Raw genomic sequence first — 26694 nt, 5'->3', positions numbered from 1 at the left:
GGGCGGCCATCGCCTGGGCGGCCATCGCCTGGGCGGCCATCGCCTGGGCGGCCATCGCCTGGGCGGCCGCCGCAGGCGACGGGAGCGGTCGGCTACAACCACGGGCAGCGCCCGGGCGTGCGCTGGCGCACGGGGACGGGCGCTCCGCGAGCATCGTGACCGGGCGTCCCCGACCGCCGACGCTGGCCGGCCGGGGCGCAGAGGAGCCGCAGACGATGGACTTCCAGCTCAGCGAGTACCATGCCGACCTTGTCGCGGCGACCCGTGCGCTTGCCGATGGGCGCTTCGGGCCGACGGCCTACACCCGCGAGGATGATGGCGTCCTCCCGCGCGAGTACCTGACCTTCCTGGCCCAGCAGGGGCTGGCTGGCATCACCATTCCCGTGGAGGATGGCGGGCAGGGCGGCAAGCTCCTCGACGCCGTGCTGGTCATCGAGACGATCGCTCAGGTCTGCCCGATTGCCGGCGACTGCGTCCAGGCCCTCAACTTCGGGGCGATCCAGCAGGTGGCCCGCAACGGCTCGCCGCTGCACAAGGCGCATCAGCTTGCGGCGGCCCTGCGCGGCGAGCGCATCCTCTCCATCGGCATGACCGAGCCAGAGGCCGGCTCGGCGGTCACCGACCTGCGCACCCGCGCCCGCATCGACGGCGACGAGGTGGTGCTGAACGGTCAGAAGCTCTTCACCACCAACGCCGCCAGCGCCGACGACTTCGTCATCTGGTGCCGGTTCGGCGAGAGCTCACGGACATCGGGGGCGGTGATCGTCCCACGGGACGCCCCAGGCATGACGGTCGACAGCACCCACCGATTCATGTCCGGCGAGCGGTACGGCATGCTCTACCTCGAAGAGTGCCGCGTGCCGCGCGATCAGATCCTGCTCGACAGCGACGGCTTCCGCAAGATGCTGGCGGTGTTCAACGTCGAGCGGCTGGGGAACGCCTCGCGGTCGCTGGCGCTCGGGCAGGCCGCCTTCGACCGGGCCGTCGCGTATGCGAAGGAGCGGCGGCAGTTCGGGCGGCGGCTCTGCGAGTTCCAGGGCCTGCAGTGGCGCTTCGCCGAGATGAAGCTCAAGCTGGACAGCGCCCGCCTGCTGCTCTACCGCGCCGCGTCCAACGCCGACGCCGGCGTGCCCTCCGAGCTGGAGACGGCGCTCGCAAAGCTGGCCTGCAACCGCGCCGGCTTCGAGGTCGCCAACGACGCGCTCCAGGTGTTCGGCGGTTACGGCTACGACCAGGAAGCCGCCGTCAACTACATGTTTCGGCGGACGCGCGGCTGGATGATCGCCGGCGGGAGCATCGAGCAACTGCTGAACCGGGTGGCCAACGACGTGTTTGGGGAGTCGTTCTCGCAGCGCCCGCCACGCTAGCGACCAGGGCGATTGCCTGTTCGTTGGTGTTCCCAGAATGTGGCACGACGCGCTCAACAGGCAATCGCCCTGACAGAGCAACCGGTCAACTGGCCGCCCGTGGGCGGGCGGCAGTACACTCCCGAGACCGATTACTCGGCTCCTGGTAGGCCAGATGCTGGACTCTGACGAGCCGCGTGGCAGGACATCGGGGGTTGCCCCGCACCTGTTCCGTGTCGCCGTCCTCGTAGCTTTCGCCCTGCTTGCCGCTCAGCTCTGGCGACTTCAGATCGTCGAGGGTGCGCAGCTCCGGCAGCGCGCGGACAGCAACCGCGTGCGGGTCAGCCCGATCTCGCCGCCGCGTGGCGTGATCTACGACCGCAAGGGCACGCTCGTGGCCGCGAACGCGCCGATCTTCGTCGTGTCCGTGGTGCCATCCGACATCAAGCCGGTGCAGGAAGCCGTCGTGTACGGCCGGCTGAGCCAGCTGCTCGACGTGTCGGTGCAGGAGATTCGGCAGGCGGTTGAGAAGCGCAAGGCTGAAGGCTTCTCGTTCACGCCCGTCCCGATCAAGTCAAACGTCCCGCGTGAGGCTGCGCTGCTGCTGGAGCAGGAGCAATCCGGCCTGCCGGGCGTCCGGGTGACCGTCGAGTCAGCCCGCAAGTACTCCGAGGGCAAGATCATGGCCCACTTGCTGGGCTACACCGGGCCGATCTCGCCGGCCGTCCTCTCGCCCGCCGAGTACAAGCAGAAGATCGAGAAGGAAGGCTACACGATCAACGACAAGATCGGAGCGGCCGGCCTGGAAGACACCTACGAGTCGATCCTGCGGGGGAAGCCCGGCCGACGGATGTACGAGGTCGAGGCGTCTGGCCGGGAGGTCGGAACGCTGCGCGAGGAGCCGGCCGAGCCGGGCAAGAACCTCGTGATGACCATCGACCTGGACCTGCAACGGGCCGTCACCCAGTTCATGAGCGAGGGCCTGTTCCACGGGAGCGTCGGCGTGGCGGTGGTCAGCGATGCGAAGTCTGGGGAGATCCTCTCGCTGGTCAGCCTGCCGGCCTACGACGACAACGTCTTCGGCGACGACACCCGCGAGGCCGAGTTGTCGGCACTGCTGAAGGATCCCGAGCAGCCGTTCTTCCACCGCGCCGTGGCCGGCAACTACCCGCCCGGCTCGACCTTCAAGCTGGTGACCGGGCTGGCCGGCCTGCAAGAGGGCGTCTTCAGCAAGAACACCGTCATCGAGAGCAAGGGCATCCTCTGGGTGCCGCACGATTTCTACCCGGGCTACCGGCAGCCGTTCCCGGATCACTCGGTGCTCGGGAAGCTGGACTACGCCCGGGCCATCGCGATGTCCTCGAACATCTACTTCTTCTACGTTGGCGGCGGCTACGAGCCTGAGGGGTTCGTCGGGCTGGGCAACGAGCGGCTGGCCCGCTACGCCCGGATGATCGGCTTCGGCAGCCCGACCGGCATCGACCTGCCCGGCGAGACCAGCGGCACCGTCCCCGACGAGGCCTGGAAGCAGCAGAAGGTCGGCGAGCGCTGGGTCAAGGGCGACACCTACAACATGTCGATCGGCCAGGGGTACGTGGAGTCCAGCCCGCTCCAGGTCCACGGCATGACGACGATGATCGCCAACCAGGGCAAGCTGCTGCGCCCGCGCGTGGTGCGGCAGATCGTCGACTCGGACGGCAACGTCGAGAAGACGGCCAAGCCGGAGGTCGTGCGGAGCGTCGAGGTCGATCAGCGGTTCATCCAGGCGACCATCGACGGCATGGAGCTGGGCTTTGCATCGGGGCTGCTCAAGGACTACCGCATCCCCGGGCTGAGGATCGCCGGGAAGACCGGTACGGCTGAGTACGGGCAGGCCACGAACCCGCAGGGCGAGCTGCCGACCCACGGCTGGTTCACCGGCTTCGCCCCCGTCGAGGATCCGAAGGTCGTGGTGACGGTCTTTGTGGAGCGCGGCTCAAGCTCGCGCGACGCCGCACCCATCGCCATGCGGATCATCCGCCACATCTTCGGGTTCCCGGACGTGCCGCCAAAGCCGCCGACGCCCACCCCACAGACGCCGCCAGGGCCAGGCGCGTCGCCGGCCCCAGCGCCTGCCCGGCCGCAGGTTGGCGTGCCGGTCGGCCCGAGCGGGCAGGGCGCGCCGGGCAGCGCCCCGCAGCCCGCCCCCGCGCCGGCGGCGGCCCCTGCCCCCGCGCAGACCGCGCCGGCGGCTCCGTCTGCGCCCGGTGGCCCCACCCAGCCGGCCCGTCAGCCGGCCGCCGCCCCGACCGCCGCGCCGCGCGCACCCGCAGCCGCGCCGGCGCCCACGGCAGCGCCCCGCGGGGCGCCGCCGGCCGCGCCGCCGCCAGCCGCGCCCGCACCCAACAACGGCGGCTCGTCCGGACCCGGCCTGTTCAACCCGTCGTTCCCGGCGTCCGCGCCGAAGCCCCGGAACTGAGCCCGCCGACCCAGGCCCCCACACCACGTTGAGACCACGGCCCTGAGAGCGCGCGCCCGGTCACAACGACCGGGCGCGCGCGTTGTGCGCTCTGGCCGAAGAACGGCGCCGCCAGCCTCGCTATCATGGATGGTACGTACTACATGTACCATGCAGCGACGGAGGGGGCGGCCATGCGCATCGGGTCTGAGGGCAACCACATCGTCGACGTCAAGCGGCGCGGCTGGCGCGGCGCCTTCGACTTTGCCCGCGAGCACGGGCTGGAAGGCATCTTCTTCAAGTCGATCTTCGATCTCAGCCCCACCCTGGACTACGGCGAGCTGCGCGAGGCGAAGGCGTACGCCGACTCGCTGGGGATGTACATCGAGGCCGGCGTGGGCCGGATCAACCCGTACAACATCCCCGAAGACCCGCACGTCCGTCAGTTCGGCGGCGGCGACTACCGCCTGGCGATGGAGCAGATGATCCGCGCCTGCCGCGAGATCGACTGCGTCAGCCTGTGGGCCGAGACGGCCGGCATCCAGCGGCACACCTCGCAAGGCATCTTCATCGTGGACCGCTTCCGCACGGACGCGCCGTGGTCGGATCAACTGGCCGCGACGGCGAAGTTCCTGAAGATGCTCCGGCCGGTCCTGCTGGATCTCGGCTGCAAGATCAGCATCGAGACCCACGAGGACGTGACCTCATTCGAGGTGGTGCGGCTGGTGGAGGAGGTCGGCGCGGACGTGACCGGCATCACCTTCGACACCGGCAACGTGCTGGCCCGCTGCGAGGATCCGGTCGCCGCCGCCCGGCGCGTCGCACCGTACTGCCTGACGACGCACACCAAGGACGGCATCCTCTTCTTCGACGAGCACGGGCTGGTGCGCCAGAATCGGGCCTGCGGCGAGGGCGTCGTCGACTGGGACACGGTCATCGGCATCCTGGCCGAGCACAACCCGGACCTGAACCTCTCGCTCGAAGACTCCAGCAAGCGGATGCCCATCGAGATCTGGAATCCAGCGTGGCAGGCCGGCCACCCCGATCTGACCGTCGCGGAGATGGCCGAGCTGGTGCGGCTGGCGAAGCGCTGCGAAGCGGGCATCGCGGCCGGCGTGGTTGTGCACCCGGACGCCTACGACGCGATCCCCTACGAAGAGACGTCACTGGACGGCATCCACAAGAGTCAGGCCCACCTGCGGCCCATCCTCGAACGACGCGGCCTGGCGGCACGTCAGCCGGCGGCCGTCTGACCCATCCACCAGTGACCCACCCACCAGGGAGGTGAGCGCATGCGAATCGGAAGCGAAGGCGATCACATCGTCAATGCCAGGGCGCGGGGCGGCATCGGGTCGCTGGCGTTCGCGCACGAGCAGGGCCTTGAGGGGGTCTTCTTCAAGAGCATTCTCGACATCAGTCCAACGCTCGACCCCGGCGAGCTGCGCGAGGCCCGCCAGTACGCCGACGCGCACGGGCTGTACCTCGAAGTTGGCATCGGGCGGGTCAACCCGTACAACACCGCCGAGAGTCCGCACGTCCGGCAGCTCGGCGGCGGCGACTACCGCCTCGCCATGATCAAGATGATCGAGGCAGCCCGTGCCATCGGCTGCACCGAGCTCTGGGCCGAGACGGCCACCTACAAGAAGTCGCACGACACGTACTTCGTCTTCGACCGCTTCCGCACGGATGCGCCGTGGGCGGACCAGCTGGCCGCCACGGCGAAGTTCATCTCCTCGCTGCGGCCGGTCCTGACCGATCTCGGCTGCCGCGTCAACGTCGAGACGCACGAGGAGATCAGCTCGTTCGAGGTCGCCCGCATCTGCGAGACGGTCGGGCCGGACATCTGCGGCTGCACCTTCGACACGGCCAACGTGCTGGCGCGCGGCGAGGTCCCGATGGAGGCCGCGAAGCGCCTCGCGCCGTACGTCCACACGTCGCACATCAAGGACGGCATCCTGCTCTTCACCGAGCAGGGGCTGGCGTGGCAGTTCCGGCCCATCGGGCAGGGGGTCATCGACTGGGAAGTGATGATCGACGTGCTGGCCCCGCACAAGCCGGACCTGAACCTCTCGCTCGAGGACTCGAACGGCATCATGGGCATCCAGATCTACGATCCCGCGTGGCACGCCATGCACCCGGACCTGACGCCGCTGGAGCTTGGGCGGCTGGTGCAGCTTGCGAAGGTCTGCGAGGAGAAGATCGCGCGGGGGGAGATGCTGGACCCGTACGCCTACCTGGATATCCCGATGGAGGAGAAGCAGCTCCCGAATATGCGGGCGAGCAAGGCGCACCTGCTGGGTATCCTGGAGGCGCGCGGGCTGCGGCCGGCCCCGGCCGCGGTGTAGCAGGAGATCGTTCCTGCGCGCGTCCGTGGGAGGACGCGCGCACCCCCCATGTCATCCTGACCCCCCATGTCATCCTTCGCTTCGCTCAGGATGACAGCCGCGTCTTGCACATACATGCAAGAGCGGTGAGCGCCTCCGGCTATGCCACCGACGCGGCCGGGCTGCGGCGGGCCGGCCGGCCGTGCGGCGCGAGGCGCGCCCGGCCGTACGCAATGAACCCGGTCAGCCCGGCGAAGACCAGCGCGAACACTGCGTTGCCCGGCTCGTTGGCCAGCAACTGATACCCCATGCCGCCAAGGGCGATCAGCGTCAGCCCGAGCGCCGCCAGCGGCGTCAGCCAGGTCTGGATCTTCAGCGCGCCGGGGAGGATCAGCCCGAGACCGCCGAGCACCTCTGCCACGCCGATGAACACCAGGAACGCATGGGGCAGCGGAATCGGCATCGGGAGCGCGTCCAGCGGCAACAGCAGCTTTGGGGCGCCGCTCGCGACGATGAAGAAGAGACCCATCAGCACCTGGAGCACCCACAGACCAACGTTCATGACCCTACTCCCTCTCACCTGTCCGACTGATGCGGCGCGGCACTGCCTCCCGCGCCACTGGGGCGTTCAGCATGGCTGTACCGATGTTCAGTTGGGCCGGACGAGGCGGCATCCGAGACGTGAACGAGAGGCAGGGCGGTCTGTAGCCGGGCCGTCGTGCCCGCGTTCTCGGGGCCTACCCCTTGAGACCGGACAGCGCCACGCCCTCCACCACCTGCCGCTGGAGCACCAGGAACAGGATCAGCAGGGGCAGCACCGATACGCAGGCGGCGGCGGCCAGCAGGTGGTACTGGATGCCGTAGTACCCCGAGAAGAACGAGAGCGCCAGCGGCAGCGTCCGCATCGTCTCGTCGCGGGTGACCAGCAGCGGCCACAGGAAGTTGTTCCAGGTCGCGATGAACCGGATCAGCGCCAGCGTCACCAGCGCTGGCGTGATGATCGGCAGGATCACCGCCCAGAGCACCCGGACCTCGCCGGCCCCGTCGATGCGGGCGGCGTCCAGGTAGTCGGAGGGGATCGTCTCGCAGAACTGGCGGATCAAGAAGATGCCCAGGATGCTCACCAGCTCGGGCGCCATCAGCCCGAGGTAGGTGTCCACCAGCCCCACCTTGTTGAAGATCAGGTAGAGCGGGATCGCGCTGACCTCGAACGGCAGCATGATCGTCGCCAGGATCAGGGTGAACAGGATCTCCTTGCCCGGCACCGGCAGCTTGGCGAAGGCGTACCCGCCGAGCGTCGAGAAGATCAGCGTGGAGATCGTCGCGCCGATGCCGACGACGAACGAGTTCATGATGTAACGCCAGAACGGGCGCTCCGTGAAGATCTGGGTGTAGTTGGCGACGTTGAGCGGGTTGTCAGGCCACCAGCTCACGGGGATGCGGTGCACCTCGTGCAACTCCTTCAGCGAGGTCAGCACCATCCAGATGAACGGCTGTGCCATGAACAGGGCGAACGCGATGAGAACGGTGTAGAGCACGACGCGCCCGACCAGCCGCCCGAGCCGCACCCGCGACACAGACCGCCGGCCCGGCCGACTCGTCAGCCGCTCCGCCACCGGGACCGCCGAGGCCGACTGGCTCATCGGGCCACCTCCGGCGTCTGCCCCTGACCGTTCCTAATACTCGACCGCACGGGTCAGCACCTTTCGCTGGACGACGGAGACGATCAGGATCGCCACGAACAGGTAGATCGAGGTCACGGCGGCCTCGCCCATGTTGTTCCAGCGGAACGCCTGGTCGTAGACCTGCATCACGACCGTGCGGCTGGCGTCGGCCGGGCCGCCAGATGTTGCGACGTACGGCAGCGCGAAGATCCGCAGCGCGTGGATCGCCTCCAGCACCGCCACCAGCACGATCTGCGGGTTAAGCAGCGGCAGGGTGATCCGCCAGAAGCGGTCCCACCCGCTCGCGCCGTCGATCTCCGCCGCGTCGTAGTAGTCCCGTGGGATGCCCTCAAGCCCGGCCACGAAGATCACCATGTCGAAGCCGAGCCGCGCCCAGATGTCGATGACGGCCAGCGAGGGGATCACCTGCTCGGTGCTGCTCAGCCACTGCTGGCGCGGCAGCCCGACCGACATCAGCAGGCTGTTGAACACGCCGATGGTCGGGTTGTAGAGGTAGAGCCACATGTACGCCACGGCCACCAGCGAGGTCACGACGGGCAGGAAGTAGACCAGCCGGAACAGGTTCCGGCCGCGCACGCCCACGCTGCTCTGGAGCGCCATCGCGACGGCCAGCGCGCAGATGATCGTGCCGGGCACCTCCAGCAGCGTGAAGTAGACCGTGTTGACGACCGTGCTCCAGAAACGGTCATCGGTGGCGACGTAGTAGTAGTTCTCGAACCAGACGAAGGCGCGCGGCCCGTCCAGCCCCCAGTCCACCATCGAGAGGTAGAGGGCGTAGACGGCCGGCGCGCCGAACATCAGCACGACGTACAGGATCGACGGGAAGAGAAACACGACCGCGATGCGCTTCTGGCGCTGGTAGATCGTGCGTCCGGTGATGACAGCACCCAGGTTGATGGCCACGGCTGGCTGCCCTACCGCCGCGTCATGATGCGGTCGACGTCCGATGCCGCCGCGTCGAGCGCTTCCTTCGGCTTGCGCTTGCCGAGCGCCGCCTCTTCGATGCCCCGCCCGATGCGGTCCGCGATCTGGTTGATGCGCGGGTGATCGTAGTACGGCCCAGGAGGCGCGGCCATGATCTGCTGCATCACCTTGTAGTCGCGCCGCTCCGAGATGTACGGATCGGTGTAGCTGTCGGTCAGGATCGGGAGGTACTTCTCCAGCTTCGCCACGGCCAGGTCGTGCTCGCGGACGTTGATGAAGTCGAGCCACTTCATCGCCATGTCCTTGGCCGGCGACTTCTTGTAGACGATCATCGACCAGTTGAAGAGGAGGCTGATGCCCGGGTACGCCTTCTCCTTCGGCAGCAGGACAGTGTCGAACTTGACATTCGGACCACGGTCCTTCATCGCCCCGACGTACCAGGACTCGCGGAAGATCATCGAGGCGACGCCACCCGCGAACTGATCCTCCGGGTTGCCGAGCTGCGGGTTGGCCGCCTTGTCGGTGTGGATCAGGTTGGTCACGAACTCGAGCGCCTCGACGGCCTCGGGGCCGTTGGTGGCGCCGGTCGCCTTGGTGGCGTCCTCGGCGTAGAGCCGGCCGCCAAAGGCGTGCAGGTACGGCAGGAACTTGTCCGCGATGCCGACCGGCGCGGAGGTCGCGCGGATGGTGTGGCCCGGGCGCGTGATCTCGCCGCTGGCGTCCTTCTTGGTCAGCTTGATGGCGGCCTCGCGCAGCTCCTGCATGGTCGTGGGCGGCCTGGCCGGGTCCAGCCCGACTTCCTGGAAGTGGTCCGTGTTGTAGATCAGCATCATGCCGAGGTCGGCGCTCAGCGGCATGCCGTGCCAGACGCCCTTGTACTTGTGGAACTGGCTGATCGCCTTGAGGACGTCCTTCTCGAACCGGTCGCTCAGCTCCTTCGGCAGCGGCTCGGCCACGTCCAGCGAGCCGGCGTAGTTGGCGACCTGTCCCTGGAACAGGTCGGGCGCGCCGCTGCCCGCCGAGAACGCCGCCACGTACTTGGCCTCGAAGTCGGCATAGGGGATCTGGACGGTGTTGACGGCGAGGTTCCCGCCGGGGAACTTCTGGGCCGTGGTCTCGCCCCAGTATCCGCCGATCTTCGTCCAGGTGTCGCTGTTGATCCAGATGGTGAGGGTCGTCTTGGCCGTGGAGGCGGGCGCGGCAGGCTTGGCAGCCTCGGCTGGCTTGGCGGCTTCGGCTGGCTTGGCCGGAGCCGCCGGGGCAGTCGTGGCGGCCGGCTGGGCGGCCGGGGCAGCCGGCTTGGCGGCTTCGGCAGGCTTCGCGGCCTCAGCGGGCTTGGCCGGCTCGGCGGGCTTGGCAGGGGCGGCAGCCGGTGGCGTGGAGCAGGCGGACAGGATCGCCAGACCGGACAGCAGTAACGATCCCTGGCCCAACAGGCGACGGCGCGAGAACGAACGCGCAGACATCAGAAGCTCCTCCATTGGACGTGCCCAACCCACACTGGCACTCGCGGCGACAATGACGCCTGCACGGTAGCACAGCCGCCGGGCGAGCGCACGCAGCGTCGCGCTCACCTCAAGGCGATCGCATGTTCGTTGGTGTCCCCGAAGCATCATGGAACGGGCGGTCGGGGACTGAAGTCCCCGCCTACAGTCACACCGTCGCTGCGCGACGGCCGTCGGGAACGGCAGGCACTGGTGCGACTGGCGCGTCGCGCAGCGACTGCAGGATCGTAGGCGGGGCTTTCAAGCCCCGACGAGGCGGCACGACGACATCAACATGCGATCGCCTTGAGGCGAGCGCCAGGGCGATTGCATGTTGAGCACCTCGTGCAGCGGCGTTTCGGGAACACCAACGAACATGCAATCGCCCGGGCAAGCGACCCGCGCAACGGCGCAACGCCCCTGTGCCATTGCCGCGCGCCCCGAGCGATTCCACGAAGCAGCGATTGACATTTGCGACAGCAGGGGGTACGCTAACACTATTCGCAACATAGGGACAGATGCGACAGACTTGTCGCATAAGAGCGGGAGGCGACCATGGGGCAGGGGCGGTCGCGGTGGCGGCTGACAATAGCGCTGGTACTTGGCATGCTTGCGCTTCCCATCTGGGCAGATGGCGGAGCGGCGCGCGCGGCGGCGGGTGGGCCGACAGCCGCGCCGGTCATGCAGCAGCGCCAGCGGGACGAGCGTGCGCCCGGTTTTCGGGCGCCGGACGTGGCGATCCGCGAGCAGAAGCAGGCGAAGCTCGACAGCACCCTGGCGCTGGTGTCGAGGGCGGCCGGCGGGCGCGGCGACCAGAACCCGCTGGATGTCGCGCGGTCACGCGAGGTTGACGTTGTCCACAATGCGCTGGTGAGAGTCGTCGTCGAGAGCGCCGGGGCGCGCCAGCAGGCCATCAACGCGGTCCGCGCGGCCGGCGGGGTGGTCGAGGCCGAGTATCGGGATCTCGTGCAGGCGCTCGTGGCGCCCCAGCAGCTCGACGCCCTGGCTGCCGATGGTGGCGTGGCCTACGTGCGCCAGCCGGCCCGGCCGTTCCACGATGCCGTGGGCGGCGAGGGGGTGGGCGCGTCCGGAGCCTCAGGCTGGCACGCCGAGGGGTTCACCGGCCAGAACGTCAAGGTCGGCGTGATCGACGCTGGCTTCACGGGCTACCAGACACGGCAGGCGCAGGGTGACCTGCCGAACAACCTGACGCTGGTCGACTTCTGCGGCGGCCAGACGACGCCCGCCGGCGGCGAGCACGGCGCCGCCGTGGCCGAGATCGTCTACGAGATGGCGCCCGGCATCCAGCTCTACCTGCTCTGCATCGGCACCGAAGTGCAGCTCGGGCAGGCCAAAGACTATGCCAAGGCCAACGGCATCTCGATCCTCGTCATGTCGATGAGCTGGTTCAACACCAGCCGAGGCGATGGCACCGGCTCGGCCTCCTCGCCGAACGCCACCGTGGCCGACGCTCGCGCAAACGGCATCCTCTGGGTCAACTCGGCCGGGAACCGGGCGCAGCAGCACTACGGCGCGTTCTTCAACGACTCGGACAGCAACGACGCCCACAATTTCAACGGCACGGATGAGGGGAACACCATCCCGCTGGCGGCCGGGCAGACGACCTGCATCTTTCTGCGCTGGGACGCCTGGCCGACCACGAACCAGGACTTCGACCTCTACCTGACTGTGTCGCAAACGGGGACGATCGTGGCGTCGTCCGTTGGGGATCAAACCGGCACCCAGCCGCCCACCGAAGGGCTGTGTTACACCAACAGCACCGGGGTCAGCCAGAACTTCGCGATCTTCATCGACCGGTTCAGCGCGACGACGAATCCCTACATGGATCTGTTCATCACGCCCGGCCCGAATCTCGAATATCAGGTGCCCACGGGCAGCGTTACCGAGCCGGGCACCTCACCGAACGTGATGACCGTCGCGGCGATCTGCTGGCAGAACGACCGCCGTGAGGACTACAGCAGCATCGGCCCGACGATTGACGGCCGCATCAAGCCTGACATTGCCGGACAGACCGCCGTGTCCTCAGGCTCGTTCGGGCCGTGGTCCTCCTGTCCCGGTGGCAGCAACGGGCAGGGCGGCTTCAACGGCACCAGCGCCGCGACGCCGCATGTGGGCGGGGCGGCGGCCCTGGTCAAGGGCGCGAACCCATCCTTTACGCCGGCGCAGCTCCAATCGTTCCTCGAAGGGCGCGCCACCGAGCTTGGCCCCGCCGGCAAGGACAACCTCTTCGGCTCGGGGAAGCTGCAACTCGGGGCCGCCCCGCTCCTGCCGGTCGCCTGCTCGCCCCGACCGGCCGTCACCATCCAGACGACGGTCAGCGGCGGACGCCAGAGTGTCCACGTGACGGTGACTGGGGCGAACAACCGGCTCCTCTCGATCAGCTTTGGTGCGCCCGGGCGCCCGCCTGTCAACGCGCTGCTGGATCTGCCGGATGGCAGCATTGGCGTGACCGGCACACCCATCTGGACGGCCGGTCCCGGCGTCACTCAGACGACCTTCTACGTGCGGCGGCAGGCGGCCGGCCCGGTCACGGTGCCGTTCGTGGTGGCGGACCGCTGCGGCGCCTGGACGACATTCGTGGGCGGCGGGGCCAGCGCGACAGGCTTCTGATCCTCCCACACCTACCCCAGAAAGGGGGCCGAGGACGGGCCTCTCTCCGTACCGGCCCCGGCCAGTACTCCCGGCTCCCGCCGGCGGTACCAACGGATCATCCTTGGGCTGTAAGCCACAGCGTTTCGGTGTGCAGACGACGGAGTTCGTCGCCCAACCAGCAGGCATGCCCAGTAACCGCCTGGTGGACGGGGACGTCCATGGATGGAGCACACCACCTGGCGATGACGCGGAAGACAGGACGCCATCGGCCGGCGCCGGTTCGGCGCACACCGACGGAGAAGCTGGCGACACCCGCGACGCGCCCGGGGCCGGGCGCGCTCGCGGGTAGCTGCACTGCACAGGCGACCCCGCTGCTGACCGCCCTCCTGACCGAAGGCGTGCAACATCATCAGGCAAGTCGCCTCGCCGACGCCGAGGCCGCCTACCGGCAGGTTCTCCAGCTGCAGCCAAACCAGCCGGACGCCTTGCACCTGCTCGGCGTCCTGGCGCACCAGGCTGGCCGGCACGCGGTCGCGGTGGAATTGATCGGGCAAGCCATCGCCGGCAATCGGCGCGTCGCCTCGTACCACGGCAACCTGGGCGTGGCGCTGCAGGCGCTCGGACGCGTCGACGAAGCGGCGACCAGTCTGCGGAAGTCGGTCGAGCTTGACCCAACCTCTGTGGACGGTCACTACAACCTCGGCGTCGCGCTGCAAGCGCTCGACCGCCACCAGGACGCTGTTGCCAGCTATCAGCGGGCACTGCGGCTGGCGCCAGGGCACCTGAGCGCGCGCTACAACCTCGGCAACGCGCTGCTGGCGCTCGACCAGCTGTCCGATGCCGCGGCCGCCCACCGCGCGGTGCTCGCCGCTGCACCGGACCACGCGCCCGCCCAGCTCGGGCTCGGGGTCGCGCTCCAGCGACTCGGGCAGCACGCCGAGGCGCTCGCCGCGTTCACGCAGGCCGTGGCGCTCAACCCGAACGACGCCGCCGCGCTCACCAACCTCGGCATCGCGCTGCTCGCGGAAGGCCACGCCGACGAGGCGATCTCCCAGCTCGACCGGGCCGTCAGGCTCGCGCCGGACAATGCGAACGCCTGGCTCACGCTCAGCCGCGCCCGACTGACCCAGGGTGACACCGAAGCTGCGCTTGTCGCGTGGAAGCGCGCGACGGATCTGGCGCCGTCGTCTCCGGAGGCGCTCCACGATCTCGGCGCTGCCCTGCAGGCCGCGGGCCGCCCGGCCGAGGCTCGGATATGCTTCGAGAACGCGCTTGCGCTCCGTCCCACCTACGCCGAGGCGCTCTACGCCCTTGGCGTGGTGCACCAGAGCATGGCCCAGTTTGACGACGCCGTGCGTTGGTACCGGCAGGCCCTGACGGTACGGCCGGATCACGCCCAGACGCACAACAACCTGGGCAACACGCTGGTGATGCTGGGGCGGCTCGACGAGGCGCTGGTCAGCTACCGCGCCGACCAGGAGCTGCGCCCAGACAACCCGGCCTCGGCCTCAAACGTACTGCTGGCGCGTCAGTACGATCCCAGCGTGGACCGCCAGACGCTCGCCGGCGCGGCGCGAAGCTGGAACGCCCGGTTCGCGGCTCCGCTCGCGGCGGCTGCTCGCCCTCATCAGAACGGGCCAGACCCAGATCGCCGACTGCGCATCGGCTATGTCTCGGCCGACTTCCGTCGCCACCCGGTCAGCTACTTCGCCGAGCCGATCCTTCGCGCCCACGATCCGGCCGTTGTTGAAGTGTACTGCTACGCGAACGCTGATCGCGAGGATGAGCTGACCGCGCGGATACGGTCGAGCGCCCAGGTCTGGCGTCGTATCAGCAACCTTGACGACGAGCAGGCTGCCGACCTGATCCGCGCTGACGAGATCGATCTGCTGGTCGACCTCAGCGGCCACACGGCTGGCCATCGCCTGTTGACCTTCGCGCGGCGGCCGGCGCCGGTGCAGGTGAGCTGGCTGGGCTACGTCGACACGACTGGCCTGGACGCTATCGACGCGGTCATCGCGGATCGCTTCTTCTGCCCGCCGGACGATGCGTGGTCATTCACCGAAAAGGTCGTTCGGCTTCCGGGAGTGCGCTGGTGTTACGCTGGCCCAGACGGCGCGCCACCCGTGTCGGAGCTGCCGGCCCTCCGTCGCGGCTCGGTCACGTTCGGCTGCTTCAACAAGCTGGCCAAGGTGACGCCCGCGGTGATCGCCCTCTGGGCCGACGTCCTACGGGCAGTGCCGGGGGCGCGTCTGCTGCTCAAGTCTGGCGGGCTGGACAGCCCAGATGCCCGAGATCGCTATCTCCGGCTGTTCGCCGAGCACGGCATCGGCGGCGAGCGCCTCGACCTCCGTGGCAACTCGGCGCACACCGACTACCTCTCGACGTACGCCGAGGTCGACATCGGGCTCGACCCATTCCCCTTCAACGGTGGCACCGTGACCGCTGAATCGCTCTGGATGGGCGTGCCGCCGGTCACCCTGCGCGGGGACCGGCCGGCCGGGCGGATGGGCGCAGCCCAGCTGAGTGCCATCGGCTTGCCAGAGCTGATCGCTGCGACACCCGCCGACTATGTGCATATCTCCGCCGGCCTGGCGGCCAATCTGCCCCTCCTGGCCGCCCTGCGTCGCGATCTCCGGGCGCGCCTCCAGACCTCCGCCCTGGGCAATGTCCCGGCGTTCACCCGCGACCTGGAGGCAGCCTACCGGGACCTCTGGCGCGCGTGGTGCGGCGACCGAGGCCGCCCCGCTTGCTGAGGTCGCCCCGCTTGCTGAAGCTGAGGTGATCTACCCCCGGGTCCGCGCCGCCTGAAAGTCCTGGCCTGAGATCGACGGTCTTCGCCCCGCCCCTGCTGCCTACACCGAGAACGGCAGCCCTTCTGGGAACGTGTCCCGCGGCTCGTAGCCGATGACCTCACGCGCCAGCTCGATGCTCATGCGCGGGCGGCCGGTCGGAAGGCTCGTCGCCTGGAGGATCACCGATGTACCGGGGGCGGGGTTCTCGGATTCGACGCACCGCGTGAAGAAGCGGTCAGAGTCGTCGTGGCTGAAGTAGATGTCCCGGCCGCGCTCGCTGGCCTTCAGCCGTGTGGCCTCGTCGATGTTGCGCGGCAGCCAGCCGATCCGCACGCTGATCACCGACAGGTTGTGGACGCGCGCGTACATGTCGCCGGCCGCCTCGGACCAGACCTTCGTCAGGGCGTAGTGGTTCACCGGTTTCGGCCCATCTTCGACCACCACGGCACGGTCGAGGTCGCGGTGGCCGCTGATCACCTGGACGGTGCTGGCCAGTACCAGCCGCTTGACGCCAGACTCAGCCGCCGCCTCGCAGATGTGGTAGAGCCCGACGACGTTGGGGCCGAGCAGCACCTCGATGAAGTCGGCAGGGTTCGGGTAGGCGCCGAGGTGGATGATGGTGTCCATGCCGTCCACGGCCCGGCGGACAGCCTCGCGGTCTGCCAGGTCGCCTTCGACGTAGTCGGTCAGGCCCGGCGTGGGGCGTCGCGCAAAGCCACGGACGGTGTGGCCCCGCGCCAGGAGGGCGCGCGTGAGCGGCTGGCCGATGGCGCCGGTGGATCCAGTGACCAGCACGCGCCTCGGGCTGGCTGCGCGTTCGGCGTGTTCGGACATGGGGGGTGACGCTCCCTGTTCTTCCAGATGGCCACGCCGCCGCACTGCATGGACGTGGACCCGCCGAGAAGGATGCGCGAGGGCGGACCCGGCCGGCTACTGTGCCGTCGCCGTCAGCCCCGCTCGGCCACCAGGAAGAGGTAGTCGCCGCCGTCATGCTCGGATGCCTGCAGCACCCGGGCGAAGCGTCCCGTGTCGAGGTCATCCGCGAGCCGCGCGCACCCTTGCGCGACCTCGTCGGGCGAGGCGAGGTTGGCAAACGTCGAGATGCCGGCCCGCACGCGCGGATCGAGGTAGAGGGCCGGACGGTACTTGAGCGCGTACAGGAACCAGTCCTGCACGTCCTCGGTGACGGTCCACGGCTCCAGGCGCACCCGGCCAAAGCCGGCCGCCGCCAGCTGCCTGACGGACTGCTCGACGGGCGGCATCTGGCGCGTCGCGCGCTCCATCGCCCGCGGAAAGTACTCGTTCAGCCAGTAGCGGCGCATCTGCTGGCGGTCAGCGGTGAAGAACACGAGCCGCCCATCCCCCAGCACCCGCCCGATCTCCCGGAACGCCTGCTCAGGCTGCCGGAAGTGGTGGAGGGCCATCGTGCAGACGGCCGCCCCGAAGGCATCCCGAGCGAACGGCAGCGCGGTGACGTCGCCGTTGACCCAGCGGACCGTGCTGGGCTTGGCGCGCGCGGAGGTCAGCATCTGCTGGGAGACGTCAACGCCGGTCAGCGCGAGATTGGCCTCAGACAGGGCCACGGTGTAGTTGCCGGTCCCACAGGCGACATCCAGACAGGGCGTCCCGCTCGGCACGGCCAGCAGCCGCACGAGGCGCCGCACGATGCCGGGATCCGCCCGCCGCGTCGTGTCGTACCCTGCACCGATCTGGTCGTAGAGGGCCATGTGGCTACGCTTCACCCGCGAGCACTGCATCGACAGCCGCCCGAATCACTGGGTGGACTACGCTTCACGCTCGCGGCGCATCTGCTCGCGGACCTCTTGCACAGCGAGCGCCGAGATGCGGTCGCTCTCCTCGGGATCTTCACCCGCGAATGCTGCACCGATTCGTTCCAGCGTAGCGAAGAACGCTTCACGTCGGGAGTCCAGGCGCCGCAATTGACGGAGATCCTCAAGGGAAACGAGGGCCGCTATGGCCACGCCATTCTCTTCGACCACGACGCGCTCGCCGTCCTGCACGACGGACGGCAACGCCTGACGCACGGCCTCGGCATCCACCGTCCGCGTGGCCCGACCTATCGATGGCTCTGCCGCCATGTCTCCCCCCAGGTCAAACGCGCTGCGTGAAGTATCGCACGTCTCGACGCCAGATCGAGACAGATGGACGAGCCTCGGCGCCGGGGGGTTGCGTCAGCGCCAGGGGATCGGGTTCGCCCGGTACTCCGCGAAGCTCTGAAGCTGCGTGTCGCGCTGGGAGACCAGCGGATCGCTGACGGGCCACGGGACGGCCAGCTCTGGATCGTCCCAGGCGATACCGGCCTCGCCCTGCGGGTTGTAGAGCGTGTCCACCTTGTAGAGCACGTCGGCTGGCTCGTCGCCGAGCACGCAGAAGCCGTGCGCGAAACCCGGCGGAATCCAGAGCAGCTTACCGTTGAGGTCGCTCAGCTCGACGCCGTACGACCGGCCGTAGGTCGGTGAGCCGGCGCGGATGTCCACGGCGACATCCCAGATGCGCCCCCGCGGCACCCCCACGAGCTTGCCCTGGGCGGGCATGTGCTGAAAGTGCAACCCTCGGAGGACGCCCGGCCCCGACCGCGAATGGTTGTCCTGCGCGAAGGCGGTTGGCAGGCCGTGCTCGCGGAACCGCTCGATCTGGAACCGCTCGACGAAGAAGCCGCGCGCATCCCCATGCACGACCAGCTCCACGAGGAGCAATCCTTCAATGCCCGGACAGGAGACCTTCATGCACCCTCACAGATCGGCTCGTTCAACGCTCGCGGCGTGATAGTAGCGCACCGGCCCACCCGGCACTGAGTACCTCGTCTGCCATCACAGGGCGATTGCATGTTGATGTCGTCGTGCAGCCCCGTCGGGGCTTGAAAGCCCCGCCTACCATCCTGCAGTCGCTGCGCGACGCTCCAGTCGCACCAGTGCCGGCCGTTCCCGGTGTCCGTCGCGCAGCGACGGCGTGACTGTAGGCGGGGACTTCAGTCCCCGACCGCCCGTTCCATGATGCTTCGGGGACACCAATGAACATGCCATCGCCCTGCGTCGTGCCGCCGCGTCGGGGCTTGAAAGCCCCGTCTACACTCATGCAGTCGCTGCGCGACGCTCCAGTCGCACCAGTGCCTGCCGTTCCCGACGGCCGTCGCACAGCGACGGCGTGACTGTAGGCGGGGACTTCAGTCCCCGACCGCCCGTTCCATGATGCTTCGGGTACACCAATGAACATGCAATCGCCCTGTCTGCCATCAAGGTACTCAATGTTGGCATGAGCTATCTGACACGGACTCGGGCGCGGGTCACCACGAGAAAGAGATGCATCACTGATGCGTGGGCACGCAGCACATCGTCAAGACGACGAATGAGTTGCGTCGTGGTGACCTCTCCGAGACGCAGGAGGAGCACCCCGGAGTGTGGAAGGCCTTCTCGTACAACCATTTCACCGAAGTCTCGGCCATTCGTGATGACCACCCGCTGCTCGCGCGCGGCGATCTCCAGAGTCTCGCGATCCTTCAGCGAGAAGGGGTAGTCTTGCCCGATCGCAGTCACATCGTGCCCGAGTTGGCGAAGATGCGGTGCGATCTGATGGTTTGTGCTCTCGTCCAGGAGGAACCGCAGGTGCAGCCCCGGCTGCGGCCGATCCACTGAACGGCTGCTACGCCGCGCCACGTCGCTTCTGGCGACGTACCTGATCTCCAGCAAACGCAAGTACAGCCTTGAGATCATCGATGGTCAGGCGAGGATAGGCCGCGAAGAGATCGTCCAGGTCAGGATTCGCCGCAAGGTGATCCAGGACGGCCTCAACGGTGATTCGTGTGCCGCGGACGATTGGCTTGCCCACCATGATCTCAGGATCCTGGACGATGCGGTCGATGTAGACAGGACGCGAGACGGCCATCAGGGCACCCCCACGGCAATGGTACCGCACAGCGGGATTGACCCGGCGAGGCGCCATGACACAGGCCAGAGGCCCGAGAGAGTGATCTCCCTCGGGCCTCTGAGCATCTACCTATGCAGACGAGTACCGGTGCGGCCTACCAGCGCGGGCCGAACGGGTCGCGCGGGCGGTCGCCGCCGGAGCCGCCCTCGCGCGGGGGACGGTCCTCGCCGCCCTCGCGGCGCGGCGGGCGCTCCCCACCCTCACGGCGCGGCGGACGGTCGCCACCCTCGCGGCGCGGACCACGATCCCCGCCGCCACTGTAGCCGGTGCTGCCACCGCCACCACCGAAACCACCCTCGCGGCGCGGCGGACGATCGCCGCCCTCACGACGCGGCGGCCGGTCGCCGTAGCCACCTTCGCGGCGCGGACCACGGTCCCCGCCGCCGTCACGACCGTAGCCACCGCCATCACGGCGCGGGCCACGATCGCCACCGTCGCGCGGGCCACGGTCGCCACGCGGGCCGCCGAAGCCACCCTCACGACGCGGCGGACGGTCGCCAAAACCGCCCTCGCGGCGCGGCCGGCGCTCGCCGCCCTCACCATCGCCGCCCTCGCCCTCGGCCGTCGCACCGCCCTCTGGGCCGGTCTCCTCGCCCGGATCGAGCAGCGCCCGCCGCGAGAGGTTGATGCGGCCCTGGCGGTCGATCTCGGTGACCAGGACGGTGATCTCGTCGCCCACGTTCACCACGTCCTCGACGCGCGGGACGCGGTAGTTCGCCAGCTCGGAGATGTGGACGAGGCCTTCCTTGCCCGGCAGGATCTCGACGAAGGCGCCGAACGCCATCAGCCGCGTCACCTTGCCGGTGTAGATGGTCCCCGCCTCGACGTCCTTCGTCAGCCGCTCGATCCAGTCGATGGCCTTCTTGGCGTTCTCGCCGTTGTTCGACCCGATGAGCACTGTGCCGTCGTCCGAGACGTCGATGGTGCACTTCGTCTCTTCGACGATCTTGCGGATCATCTTGCCGCCAGGGCCGATGACGTCGCGGATGCGATCCGGGTTGATGTTGATCTTGGTGATACGCGGGGCGAACTCGGAGAGCTGGGTGCGCGGGCGCTCGAGCGCCGCCAGCATCTTGCCCATGATCCAGAGGCGGCCCTCGCGCGCCTGCGCCAGCGCCTCCTGGAGCACTTCGGTGGTCAGGCCCTGGACCTTGATGTCCATCTGCAGGGCGGTGATGCCCTTCTCGGTGCCTGCAACCTTGAAGTCCATGTCGCCGAGCGCGTCCTCAAGGCCTTGGATGTCCGAGAGGATGGCGTAGGCGCCGTCCGCGTCGGTGATGAGGCCCATCGCGACGCCCGAGACCGGGGCCGTGATCGGGACGCCCGCGTCCATCAGCGCGAGGGTGCTGCCGCAGGTGCTGCCCATCGAGCTGGAGCCGTTCGAGGAGAGCACCTCGGAGACGACACGCACGGTGTACGGGAAGTCCGGCTTGGCCGGCAGCACCGCTATCAGGCCGCGCTCGGCCAGCGCACCATGCCCGATGTCCCGGCGGCCAGGGCCGCGCAGCGGGCGCGTCTCGCCCACCGAGAACGGCGGGAAGTTGTAGTGGTGCATGTACCGCTTCGGGTCATCCAGGCCGATGCTGTCGGTGCGCTGCTCGTCGGCCTCGGTGCCGAGGGTCGCAATCGAAAGCACCTGGGTCTGCCCGCGCGTGAAGAGCGCCGAGCCGTGGACACGCGGCAGAATGCCGACCTCACAGGTGACCGGGCGGATCTGGGTCAGGGTGCGGCCGTCCGGGCGCTTGCCCTTGTCCAGGATGTTCCGGCGGACCGTCTCCTTCTCCAGCGAGCCGAAGACCTTCGCTACCTGCTTGGTGTCGTAGGTGTCGGCGAAGTGCTTGATGACCTCGCGGCGCAGCTCCTTGGTGCTGTCCTCGCGGGTGGCCTTGTCCGGATCGTAGATGGTCTCTTCGAGCCGGCTGCCGATGAAGCTGCTGACCGCCTGCACGATCTCGTCGGGCACCTTGGGGGCCACGAACTCGCGCTTGGGCTTGCCGGCCGCCTGCTGCAGCTCGGCCTGAAGCTCGCAGATCTTGCGGATCTCGGCGTGCGCGGCGTCGAGCGCCTCAAGGATGATGTCCTCGGGGACTTCCTTCGCGCCGGCTTCCACCATCAGGATCGCGTCGGCGGTGCCGGCAACCATCAGGTCGAGATCGGAGTAGGCCATCTCGGACATCGTCGGGTTGATGACGATCTCGCCGCCGATCAGGCCGACGCGCACGCCGCCGACGGGGCCGTAGAACGGGATATCGGAGATGGAGAGGGCGGCCGATGCGCCGACGATCGAGCAGATGGCCGGGTCGTTGACCTGGTCGGCCGCCAGGACGGTCACGATGACCTGAACGTCGTTGCGATAGTCCTTGGGGAAGAGCGGGCGCAGCGGCCGGTCGGTGAGACGGGCGGTGAGGATAGCGTTCTCGGTCGCCCGGCCCTCCCGCTTGATGAAGCCGCCCGGGATCTTGCCGGCGGCGTACATCTTCTCTTCAAACTCGACCTGCAGCGGGAAGAAATCGATACCCTCGCGCGGCTCGTCGGAGGTCGTCCCCGTGGCCAGGATGACCGTCTCGCCGTAGGTGACCAGGACCGCGCCGCCAGCCAGGCCCGCCATGCGCCCGGTTTCGAGCGTCAGTTGCCGCCCGGCGAGATCCATTGAAAGTCGAGTAACTGCCATGATGCTCCTCGTTCGTTCCGCGAGCGCCGCGCACACGCCCGCTGCACCCGTGGGCAACCTGCTCCTGCCCACGCTCGACACAGACCGCCACCCTCGGCGGCAGAAAGGCACGCTCGGACTACACCTGCCCGAGGCCTGATGAACCGACGGCCGGCAGCAGGCCGGCCACGAACAGCGCGAAAGGGCGCCAGGATGCCAGGCGCGCAAGATCGGGGCAGGTGAGGACAGGCCGCGACCTCACAGCCGGGCTGCGCCGGCCATAGCGAGGAAGCCCGGACCTGGAAAGCGTCCGGGCGAGGTGGGCGCGAACAACACGCGCTACCACGGCCATGTGCTCACGAGCGCCGAATGACCACGACGCGCCGGCGTTCACGGTGCCAGGCGCGCACGGGCGAGACGGTCGGCTCGGGCTAGCGGCGCAGCCCGAGCGACGCGATAAGCTGCTGATAGCGCTCGTTGTGGGTCCGCGAGAGGTACGTCAGGAGGCGGCGGCGACGGCCAACCATCTTGAGCAGTCCGCGGCGGGAGTGATTGTCATGCTTGTGTGCGCTGAGGTGATCGGCAAGATCCTTGATCCGGCGCGTCAAAACCGCGACCTGAACCTCTGGGGATCCCGAATCGCCCTCATGGGTCTGGTACTGGGTGATGATCTCGCCCTTGGCCTCCGTCGTCAGGGGCACGCGTGTACTCCTCCTTCAGTCCCTGGCGGGCCACTTCCAGGCCCGGCCAACCGTTTCCACATCGTTTTCAATCGACTGCCTGACATAGTACCATGCGCCCTCGCGGACTCACCAGAGTACCGGAGCGTGGTGCAGGGCGATTGCCTGTTGGGTGTGTCGTGCCGCCGCGTCGGGGCTTGAAAGCCCCGCCTACGCTCCTGCAGTCGCTGCGCGACGCTCCTGTCTTACGTGTCGATGGTTGATCTGGTCCTTCGTCGCGCAGCGACTGCATGACGGTAGGCGGGGGTTGAAACCCCCGCCTGCGCGTCTCGTCGCGCTTCGGGAACACCAGCGAACATGCAATCGCCCTGGATGCGTGGTGTGCGCGCCCGCTTCCGGCAGCCTACCCGCCCAGATCCGCTCCGACCATCGCCCGGTAGCCGCGCACGAAGTCCGCGCCGTCCGCTGGCCGCTTCCCCTCCAGCATGACCTTGTCCAGCACCAGCACGCCTTCCCCCGTGAGCACCGCCGGCCGCTTCCCGACCAGGACGACGTGGCCGGGACTACCCTCACCCCCCTGCTCCCTCCGCTGCGCGGCGCGAACATCGGCTGCGCCGACGTCCCTGTGCGCGGGAGAGGGGTTGGGGGCGAGGGCCTCCTCTTCGACGTGCGCCGTCAGCACCTTCAGCCCTTTCCCCTGCCAGGTCGTGAAGGCGTCCGGCCAGCCACGATACGCTCGCACGCGCCGCTCAAGCTCGACGGCAGGCAGGGACCAGTCCAGCCGCGCGTCCTCGCGCTGGATCTTCGGAGCGTACGTCGCCAGCGCATCGTCCTGCGACTCGGGAACGATCTCGCCCGCCGCCAGCCGAGGCAGCGTCTCCGCCAGCAGCTCCCGCCCGACCACCGCGAGCCGCTCGGTCAGGGTGGGGGTGTCGTCCTGGAGGCCGATGGGCGTACTGCGGCGGGCGTAGACCGGCCCGGTGTCGAGGCCCACCTCCATCTGCATGATGCAGATGCCGGTCTCCGCATCCCCGGCCAGGATCGCCGCCGAGATCGGGGCGGCGCCCCGGTGGCGCGGCAGCAATGAAGCATGCACGTTGACGCAGCCGAGGCGCGGCAGGCCGAGCACCTCGCGGCGGAGGATCAGCCCGTAGGCCGCCACCACGATGATATCGGGCGCGGCGTCCCTGACTCGTGCGAAGGCGTCCGGCGGCTTGAGCGAGGGCGGCTGGAACAGCGGCAGGCCGCGCGCCCGGGCGAACGCGGCGACGGGCGGCGGGGTCGGCTGGCGTCCCCGGCCGGCCGGCCGATCTGGCTGCGCGAGCACCAGCGCCACGTCGTGGCCTGCTGCCAGCAGCCCCTCAAGCGACGGCACGGCAAAGACCGGCGAGCCCATGAAGACGATACGCAGAGTCATGGTGACCCCTCCTCTCGAATGTAATCGAGCGGGTCCGGGCATCGCGAGCGCCCGCGTTGACCTCCACGTCGGAGGACCGCTCGACGCGGCCCAGACGAGCGCTCCGGAGCCGCCTGAGGCCCGGAAGGGGGTGCTATACTGGCCGCGATTTCGGGGCTGAACCGACTTCCAGGCTGAGGAGACGAGCGATCACCGCGCCACGCCAGGCCGAATACCGCGTCGGGTTGAAAGACCTGCCCGAATCGGTCCGGCCGCGCGAGCGGCTGAGGCACGCGGGCGCCGGCGCGCTCTCCAACTCCGAGCTGTTGGCCATCATCTTGCGGACCGGAGGCCGGTCCGGCAACGTGCTGGACCTTGCCAACCGGCTGCTCGCCGATCTTGGTGGACTGGGTGGTATCAGCGCCGCCAGCATCCCAGAACTGTGCCGTTTTGATGGCGTTGGCGAGGTGAAGGCGATCGAACTGCAGGCGGCCTTTGAGCTTGGGAAGCGGCTGATCAGCCTCAACCCCGGCGAGCGGCCTCAGATCCGTTCTCCGCAGGACATCGCCAACCTGGTCAGGGCTGAGATGAGCGCCCTGGGCCAGGAACATCTCCGCGTCCTCCTGCTCAACACCAGGAACCACGTCATTGGCGCGCACGACGTCTACCGTGGCAGCCTGAACACGGCTGTCGTCCGCGTCGGCGAGCTTTTCCGAGAGGCGATTCGCCAGAACTGCGCCGCGATGGTGCTGGTTCACAACCACCCGTCCGGCGATCCGACCCCATCGCCCGAAGACGTCCACCTCACGGAACAGGTTGTCGAAGCCGGCCGCCTGCTCGACGTGGCCGTGCTGGACCATCTGATCATCGGGCAGGGGGATCCGGGGTTCGTGAGCCTGAAGGAACGTGGTCTGGGGTTTGGGCGAGACGGGCGTGGCAGGTAAGGCGACGCCATGTCCTGGAATCCGCTGAATGCTCTGCTTGGCCTGTTTTCCCGAGATATTGGGATAGACCTCGGCACAGCCAACACGCTGGTGCTCGTGCGCGGCAAGGGCGTCGCCATCAACGAGCCGTCGGTGGTGGCGATGAACCCGAAGACCAAGCGCGTCCTGGCCGTCGGCGGGGAGGCCAAGGAGATGGTGGGCCGGACGCCCGCGAGCATCGTGGCGGTGCGCCCGCTCAAGGACGGCGTCATCTCAGACTTCGACGTGACCGAGCAGATGCTCCGCTACTTCATCGAGAAGGTCCACGAGCAGTATGCTATCATCCCGCGCCCGCGCGTCGTGGTTGGCATCTCCTCGGGCGTCACCGAGGTCGAGCGGCGCGCCGTCCACGACGCCACCATCAACGCCGGCGCACGCGAGGCGTTCCTGATCGAGGAGCCGATGGCGGCCGCCATCGGGGCCGGCCTGCCGATCCACGAGGCGCAAGGCTCGATGATCGTGGACATCGGCGGCGGCACGACCGAGGTCGCCGTGATCGCCCTGGGCGGCATCATCGCCAGCCGCTGGATCCGGACGGCCGGCGACGAGATGGATGCCGAGATCATCACCCACATGCGCCAGCGCTACAACCTGCTCATCGGGGAGCGGATGGCTGAAGAGGCCAAAATCAAGGCCGGCGAGGGTGTCGAGGCGATCGGCGTGCGGGGGCGCGACTTGAAAACGGGGCTGGCTTCGGAGGTCATCATCAGCCCGGCCGAGGTCCGCGAGGCGATTGCCACCTCGGTGAACGCGATCCTCGACGCCGTGACGGACACCATCGAGGAGACGCCCCCGGAGCTGGTCGCCGATCTGATGGTGCGCGGCATCGTGCTGGCGGGCGGCGGCGCGCTGCTGCCGGGCCTTGTGGATCAGGTGCAGGAGCGGACGCGCATGCGGATCATCGTGGCAGACGATCCGCTCGGCTGCGTCGTGCGCGGGACGGGCAAGGTGCTCGGGGATCTGGACCGGATGCGGAAGGCGTTCGCCGAGAGCCAGGCGCGCCGGGTGCCGCCGCGCCACTGACCCTGGCATAACCATACGGATGTCACGCTACGCACCCCAGGATGCATCAGAAGCATGCCCGAACGAGCCGTGCACACCTCGATGTGTGCGCGCCCCGCGCGTACAGGCAGGCATCCGTCGCCGTCTGCACGACAACTCCGCTGTGCCCGTGCGCGCCCCGCGCGTACAGGCAGGCAGGGGTCTGCCTTCTGTCATCCTGAGTGGAGCGAGCCTGCGAGCGCAACGAAGGATCTCCCAGGAGGCGCCGTCAGTTGACACGTCAGCGGGAGAGATCCTTCGCAAGCTCAGGATGACAGGTGGCACGCCGCTCAGGATGACAGGTGGCACGCCGCTCAGGATGACAGGTGGCACGCCGCTCAGGATGACAGGTGGCACGCCGCTCAGGATGACAGGTGGCACGCCGCTCAGG

Annotated in this window: 21 protein-coding genes; 8 read left to right on the top strand and 13 right to left on the bottom strand. The window is 68.6% G+C overall.

What is annotated here, in order from left to right; genetic code table 11:
• Positions 1 to 215 precede the first annotated feature (215 nt).
• From IT306_06165 to IT306_06150, 4 genes are all read left to right on the top strand, one after another.
• On the top strand, positions 216 to 1367 hold the full coding sequence (locus IT306_06165) for an acyl-CoA dehydrogenase family protein (protein MCC7367986.1): 1152 nt from the start codon (positions 216 to 218) through the stop codon (positions 1365 to 1367).
• Between the two features lie 154 nt (positions 1368 to 1521).
• Entirely contained in the window at positions 1522 to 3804 is a 2283-nt protein-coding gene (mrdA, locus tag IT306_06160; GenBank protein MCC7367985.1) for a penicillin-binding protein 2, read from the top strand.
• A 173-nt stretch (positions 3805 to 3977) separates the two neighbouring features.
• Positions 3978 to 5036 carry a sugar phosphate isomerase/epimerase gene (locus tag IT306_06155; protein ID MCC7367984.1) on the top strand — a complete coding sequence of 353 codons (1059 nt, stop codon included), beginning with the start codon at positions 3978 to 3980 and terminating at the stop codon, positions 5034 to 5036.
• Positions 5037 to 5075: 39 nt separating this feature from the next.
• Positions 5076 to 6128: a sugar phosphate isomerase/epimerase gene (locus IT306_06150; protein ID MCC7367983.1), complete on the top strand. Its 1053-nt coding sequence runs from the start codon at positions 5076 to 5078 to the stop codon at positions 6126 to 6128.
• 139 nt (positions 6129 to 6267) lie between these two features.
• Here IT306_06150 and IT306_06145 read toward each other — a convergent pair whose 3' ends face one another.
• From IT306_06145 to IT306_06130, 4 genes are all read right to left on the bottom strand, one after another.
• Positions 6268 to 6669 carry a DoxX family protein gene (locus tag IT306_06145; protein ID MCC7367982.1) on the bottom strand — a complete coding sequence of 134 codons (402 nt, stop codon included), beginning with the start codon at positions 6667 to 6669 and terminating at the stop codon, positions 6268 to 6270.
• A 175-nt stretch (positions 6670 to 6844) separates the two neighbouring features.
• Complete coding sequence (locus IT306_06140; protein MCC7367981.1) at positions 6845 to 7750, bottom strand: carbohydrate ABC transporter permease; 906 nt, start codon at positions 7748 to 7750, stop codon at positions 6845 to 6847.
• 33 nt (positions 7751 to 7783) lie between these two features.
• On the bottom strand, positions 7784 to 8695 hold the full coding sequence (locus IT306_06135; protein ID MCC7367980.1) for a sugar ABC transporter permease: 912 nt from the start codon (positions 8693 to 8695) through the stop codon (positions 7784 to 7786).
• 11 nt (positions 8696 to 8706) lie between these two features.
• Positions 8707 to 10182, bottom strand: a complete 1476-nt coding sequence (locus tag IT306_06130; GenBank protein ID MCC7367979.1) for an extracellular solute-binding protein — start codon at positions 10180 to 10182, stop codon at positions 8707 to 8709.
• Between the two features lie 624 nt (positions 10183 to 10806).
• Here IT306_06130 and IT306_06125 point away from each other — a divergent pair.
• Together IT306_06125 and IT306_06120 are read left to right on the top strand one after the other, a co-directional pair.
• Positions 10807 to 12831 (top strand): S8 family serine peptidase, encoded by a 2025-nt coding sequence (locus IT306_06125; GenBank protein ID MCC7367978.1) that lies wholly within the window; start codon positions 10807 to 10809, stop codon positions 12829 to 12831.
• Positions 12832 to 13055: 224 nt separating this feature from the next.
• Entirely contained in the window at positions 13056 to 15569 is a 2514-nt protein-coding gene (locus tag IT306_06120) for a tetratricopeptide repeat protein (protein MCC7367977.1), read from the top strand.
• A 99-nt stretch (positions 15570 to 15668) separates the two neighbouring features.
• On the opposite strand, the gene IT306_06115 is transcribed toward IT306_06120, so the two are convergent.
• The 9 genes from IT306_06115 to IT306_06075 all read right to left on the bottom strand — a co-directional run bounded on the left by IT306_06115 (position 15669) and on the right by IT306_06075 (position 24300).
• The gene (locus IT306_06115; protein MCC7367976.1) at positions 15669 to 16403 is read right to left on the bottom strand and encodes an NAD(P)-dependent oxidoreductase; all 735 of its coding nucleotides are present in this window, start codon (positions 16401 to 16403) and stop codon (positions 15669 to 15671) included.
• A 152-nt stretch (positions 16404 to 16555) separates the two neighbouring features.
• Positions 16556 to 17335, bottom strand: a complete 780-nt coding sequence (locus tag IT306_06110) for a methyltransferase domain-containing protein (GenBank protein MCC7367975.1) — start codon at positions 17333 to 17335, stop codon at positions 16556 to 16558.
• Positions 17336 to 17392: 57 nt separating this feature from the next.
• Positions 17393 to 17653, bottom strand: coding sequence for a hypothetical protein (locus IT306_06105; GenBank protein ID MCC7367974.1), 261 nt, complete (start codon positions 17651 to 17653; stop codon positions 17393 to 17395).
• Between the two features lie 147 nt (positions 17654 to 17800).
• Positions 17801 to 18355 carry a dTDP-4-dehydrorhamnose 3,5-epimerase gene (rfbC, locus tag IT306_06100; GenBank protein ID MCC7367973.1) on the bottom strand — a complete coding sequence of 185 codons (555 nt, stop codon included), beginning with the start codon at positions 18353 to 18355 and terminating at the stop codon, positions 17801 to 17803.
• 531 nt (positions 18356 to 18886) lie between these two features.
• On the bottom strand, positions 18887 to 19258 hold the full coding sequence (locus tag IT306_06095) for a DUF5615 family PIN-like protein (GenBank protein MCC7367972.1): 372 nt from the start codon (positions 19256 to 19258) through the stop codon (positions 18887 to 18889).
• Positions 19259 to 19268: 10 nt separating this feature from the next.
• Positions 19269 to 19511 carry a DUF433 domain-containing protein gene (locus tag IT306_06090; protein ID MCC7367971.1) on the bottom strand — a complete coding sequence of 81 codons (243 nt, stop codon included), beginning with the start codon at positions 19509 to 19511 and terminating at the stop codon, positions 19269 to 19271.
• A 136-nt stretch (positions 19512 to 19647) separates the two neighbouring features.
• Positions 19648 to 22224 carry a polyribonucleotide nucleotidyltransferase gene (locus IT306_06085; GenBank protein ID MCC7367970.1) on the bottom strand — a complete coding sequence of 859 codons (2577 nt, stop codon included), beginning with the start codon at positions 22222 to 22224 and terminating at the stop codon, positions 19648 to 19650.
• A gap of 410 nt (positions 22225 to 22634) precedes the next feature.
• Positions 22635 to 22904 carry a 30S ribosomal protein S15 gene (rpsO, locus tag IT306_06080; protein ID MCC7367969.1) on the bottom strand — a complete coding sequence of 90 codons (270 nt, stop codon included), beginning with the start codon at positions 22902 to 22904 and terminating at the stop codon, positions 22635 to 22637.
• 382 nt (positions 22905 to 23286) lie between these two features.
• The gene (locus IT306_06075; protein ID MCC7367968.1) at positions 23287 to 24300 is read right to left on the bottom strand and encodes a methionyl-tRNA formyltransferase; all 1014 of its coding nucleotides are present in this window, start codon (positions 24298 to 24300) and stop codon (positions 23287 to 23289) included.
• Positions 24301 to 24524: 224 nt separating this feature from the next.
• Between IT306_06075 and radC the strand changes: the two genes are divergently transcribed.
• Both radC and IT306_06065 read left to right on the top strand, forming a co-directional pair.
• Complete coding sequence (gene radC, locus IT306_06070) at positions 24525 to 25223, top strand: DNA repair protein RadC (GenBank protein ID MCC7367967.1); 699 nt, start codon at positions 24525 to 24527, stop codon at positions 25221 to 25223.
• Positions 25224 to 25232: 9 nt separating this feature from the next.
• Positions 25233 to 26285 (top strand): rod shape-determining protein, encoded by a 1053-nt coding sequence (locus tag IT306_06065; protein MCC7367966.1) that lies wholly within the window; start codon positions 25233 to 25235, stop codon positions 26283 to 26285.
• Positions 26286 to 26694: the final 409 nt, after the last annotated feature.

The sequence above is a fragment of the Chloroflexota bacterium genome (assembly GCA_020850535.1).
GTDB lineage: Bacteria > Chloroflexota > UBA6077 > UBA6077 > JACCZL01 > JADZEM01.
This window is presented reverse-complemented; position numbering and strand designations above follow the sequence as displayed.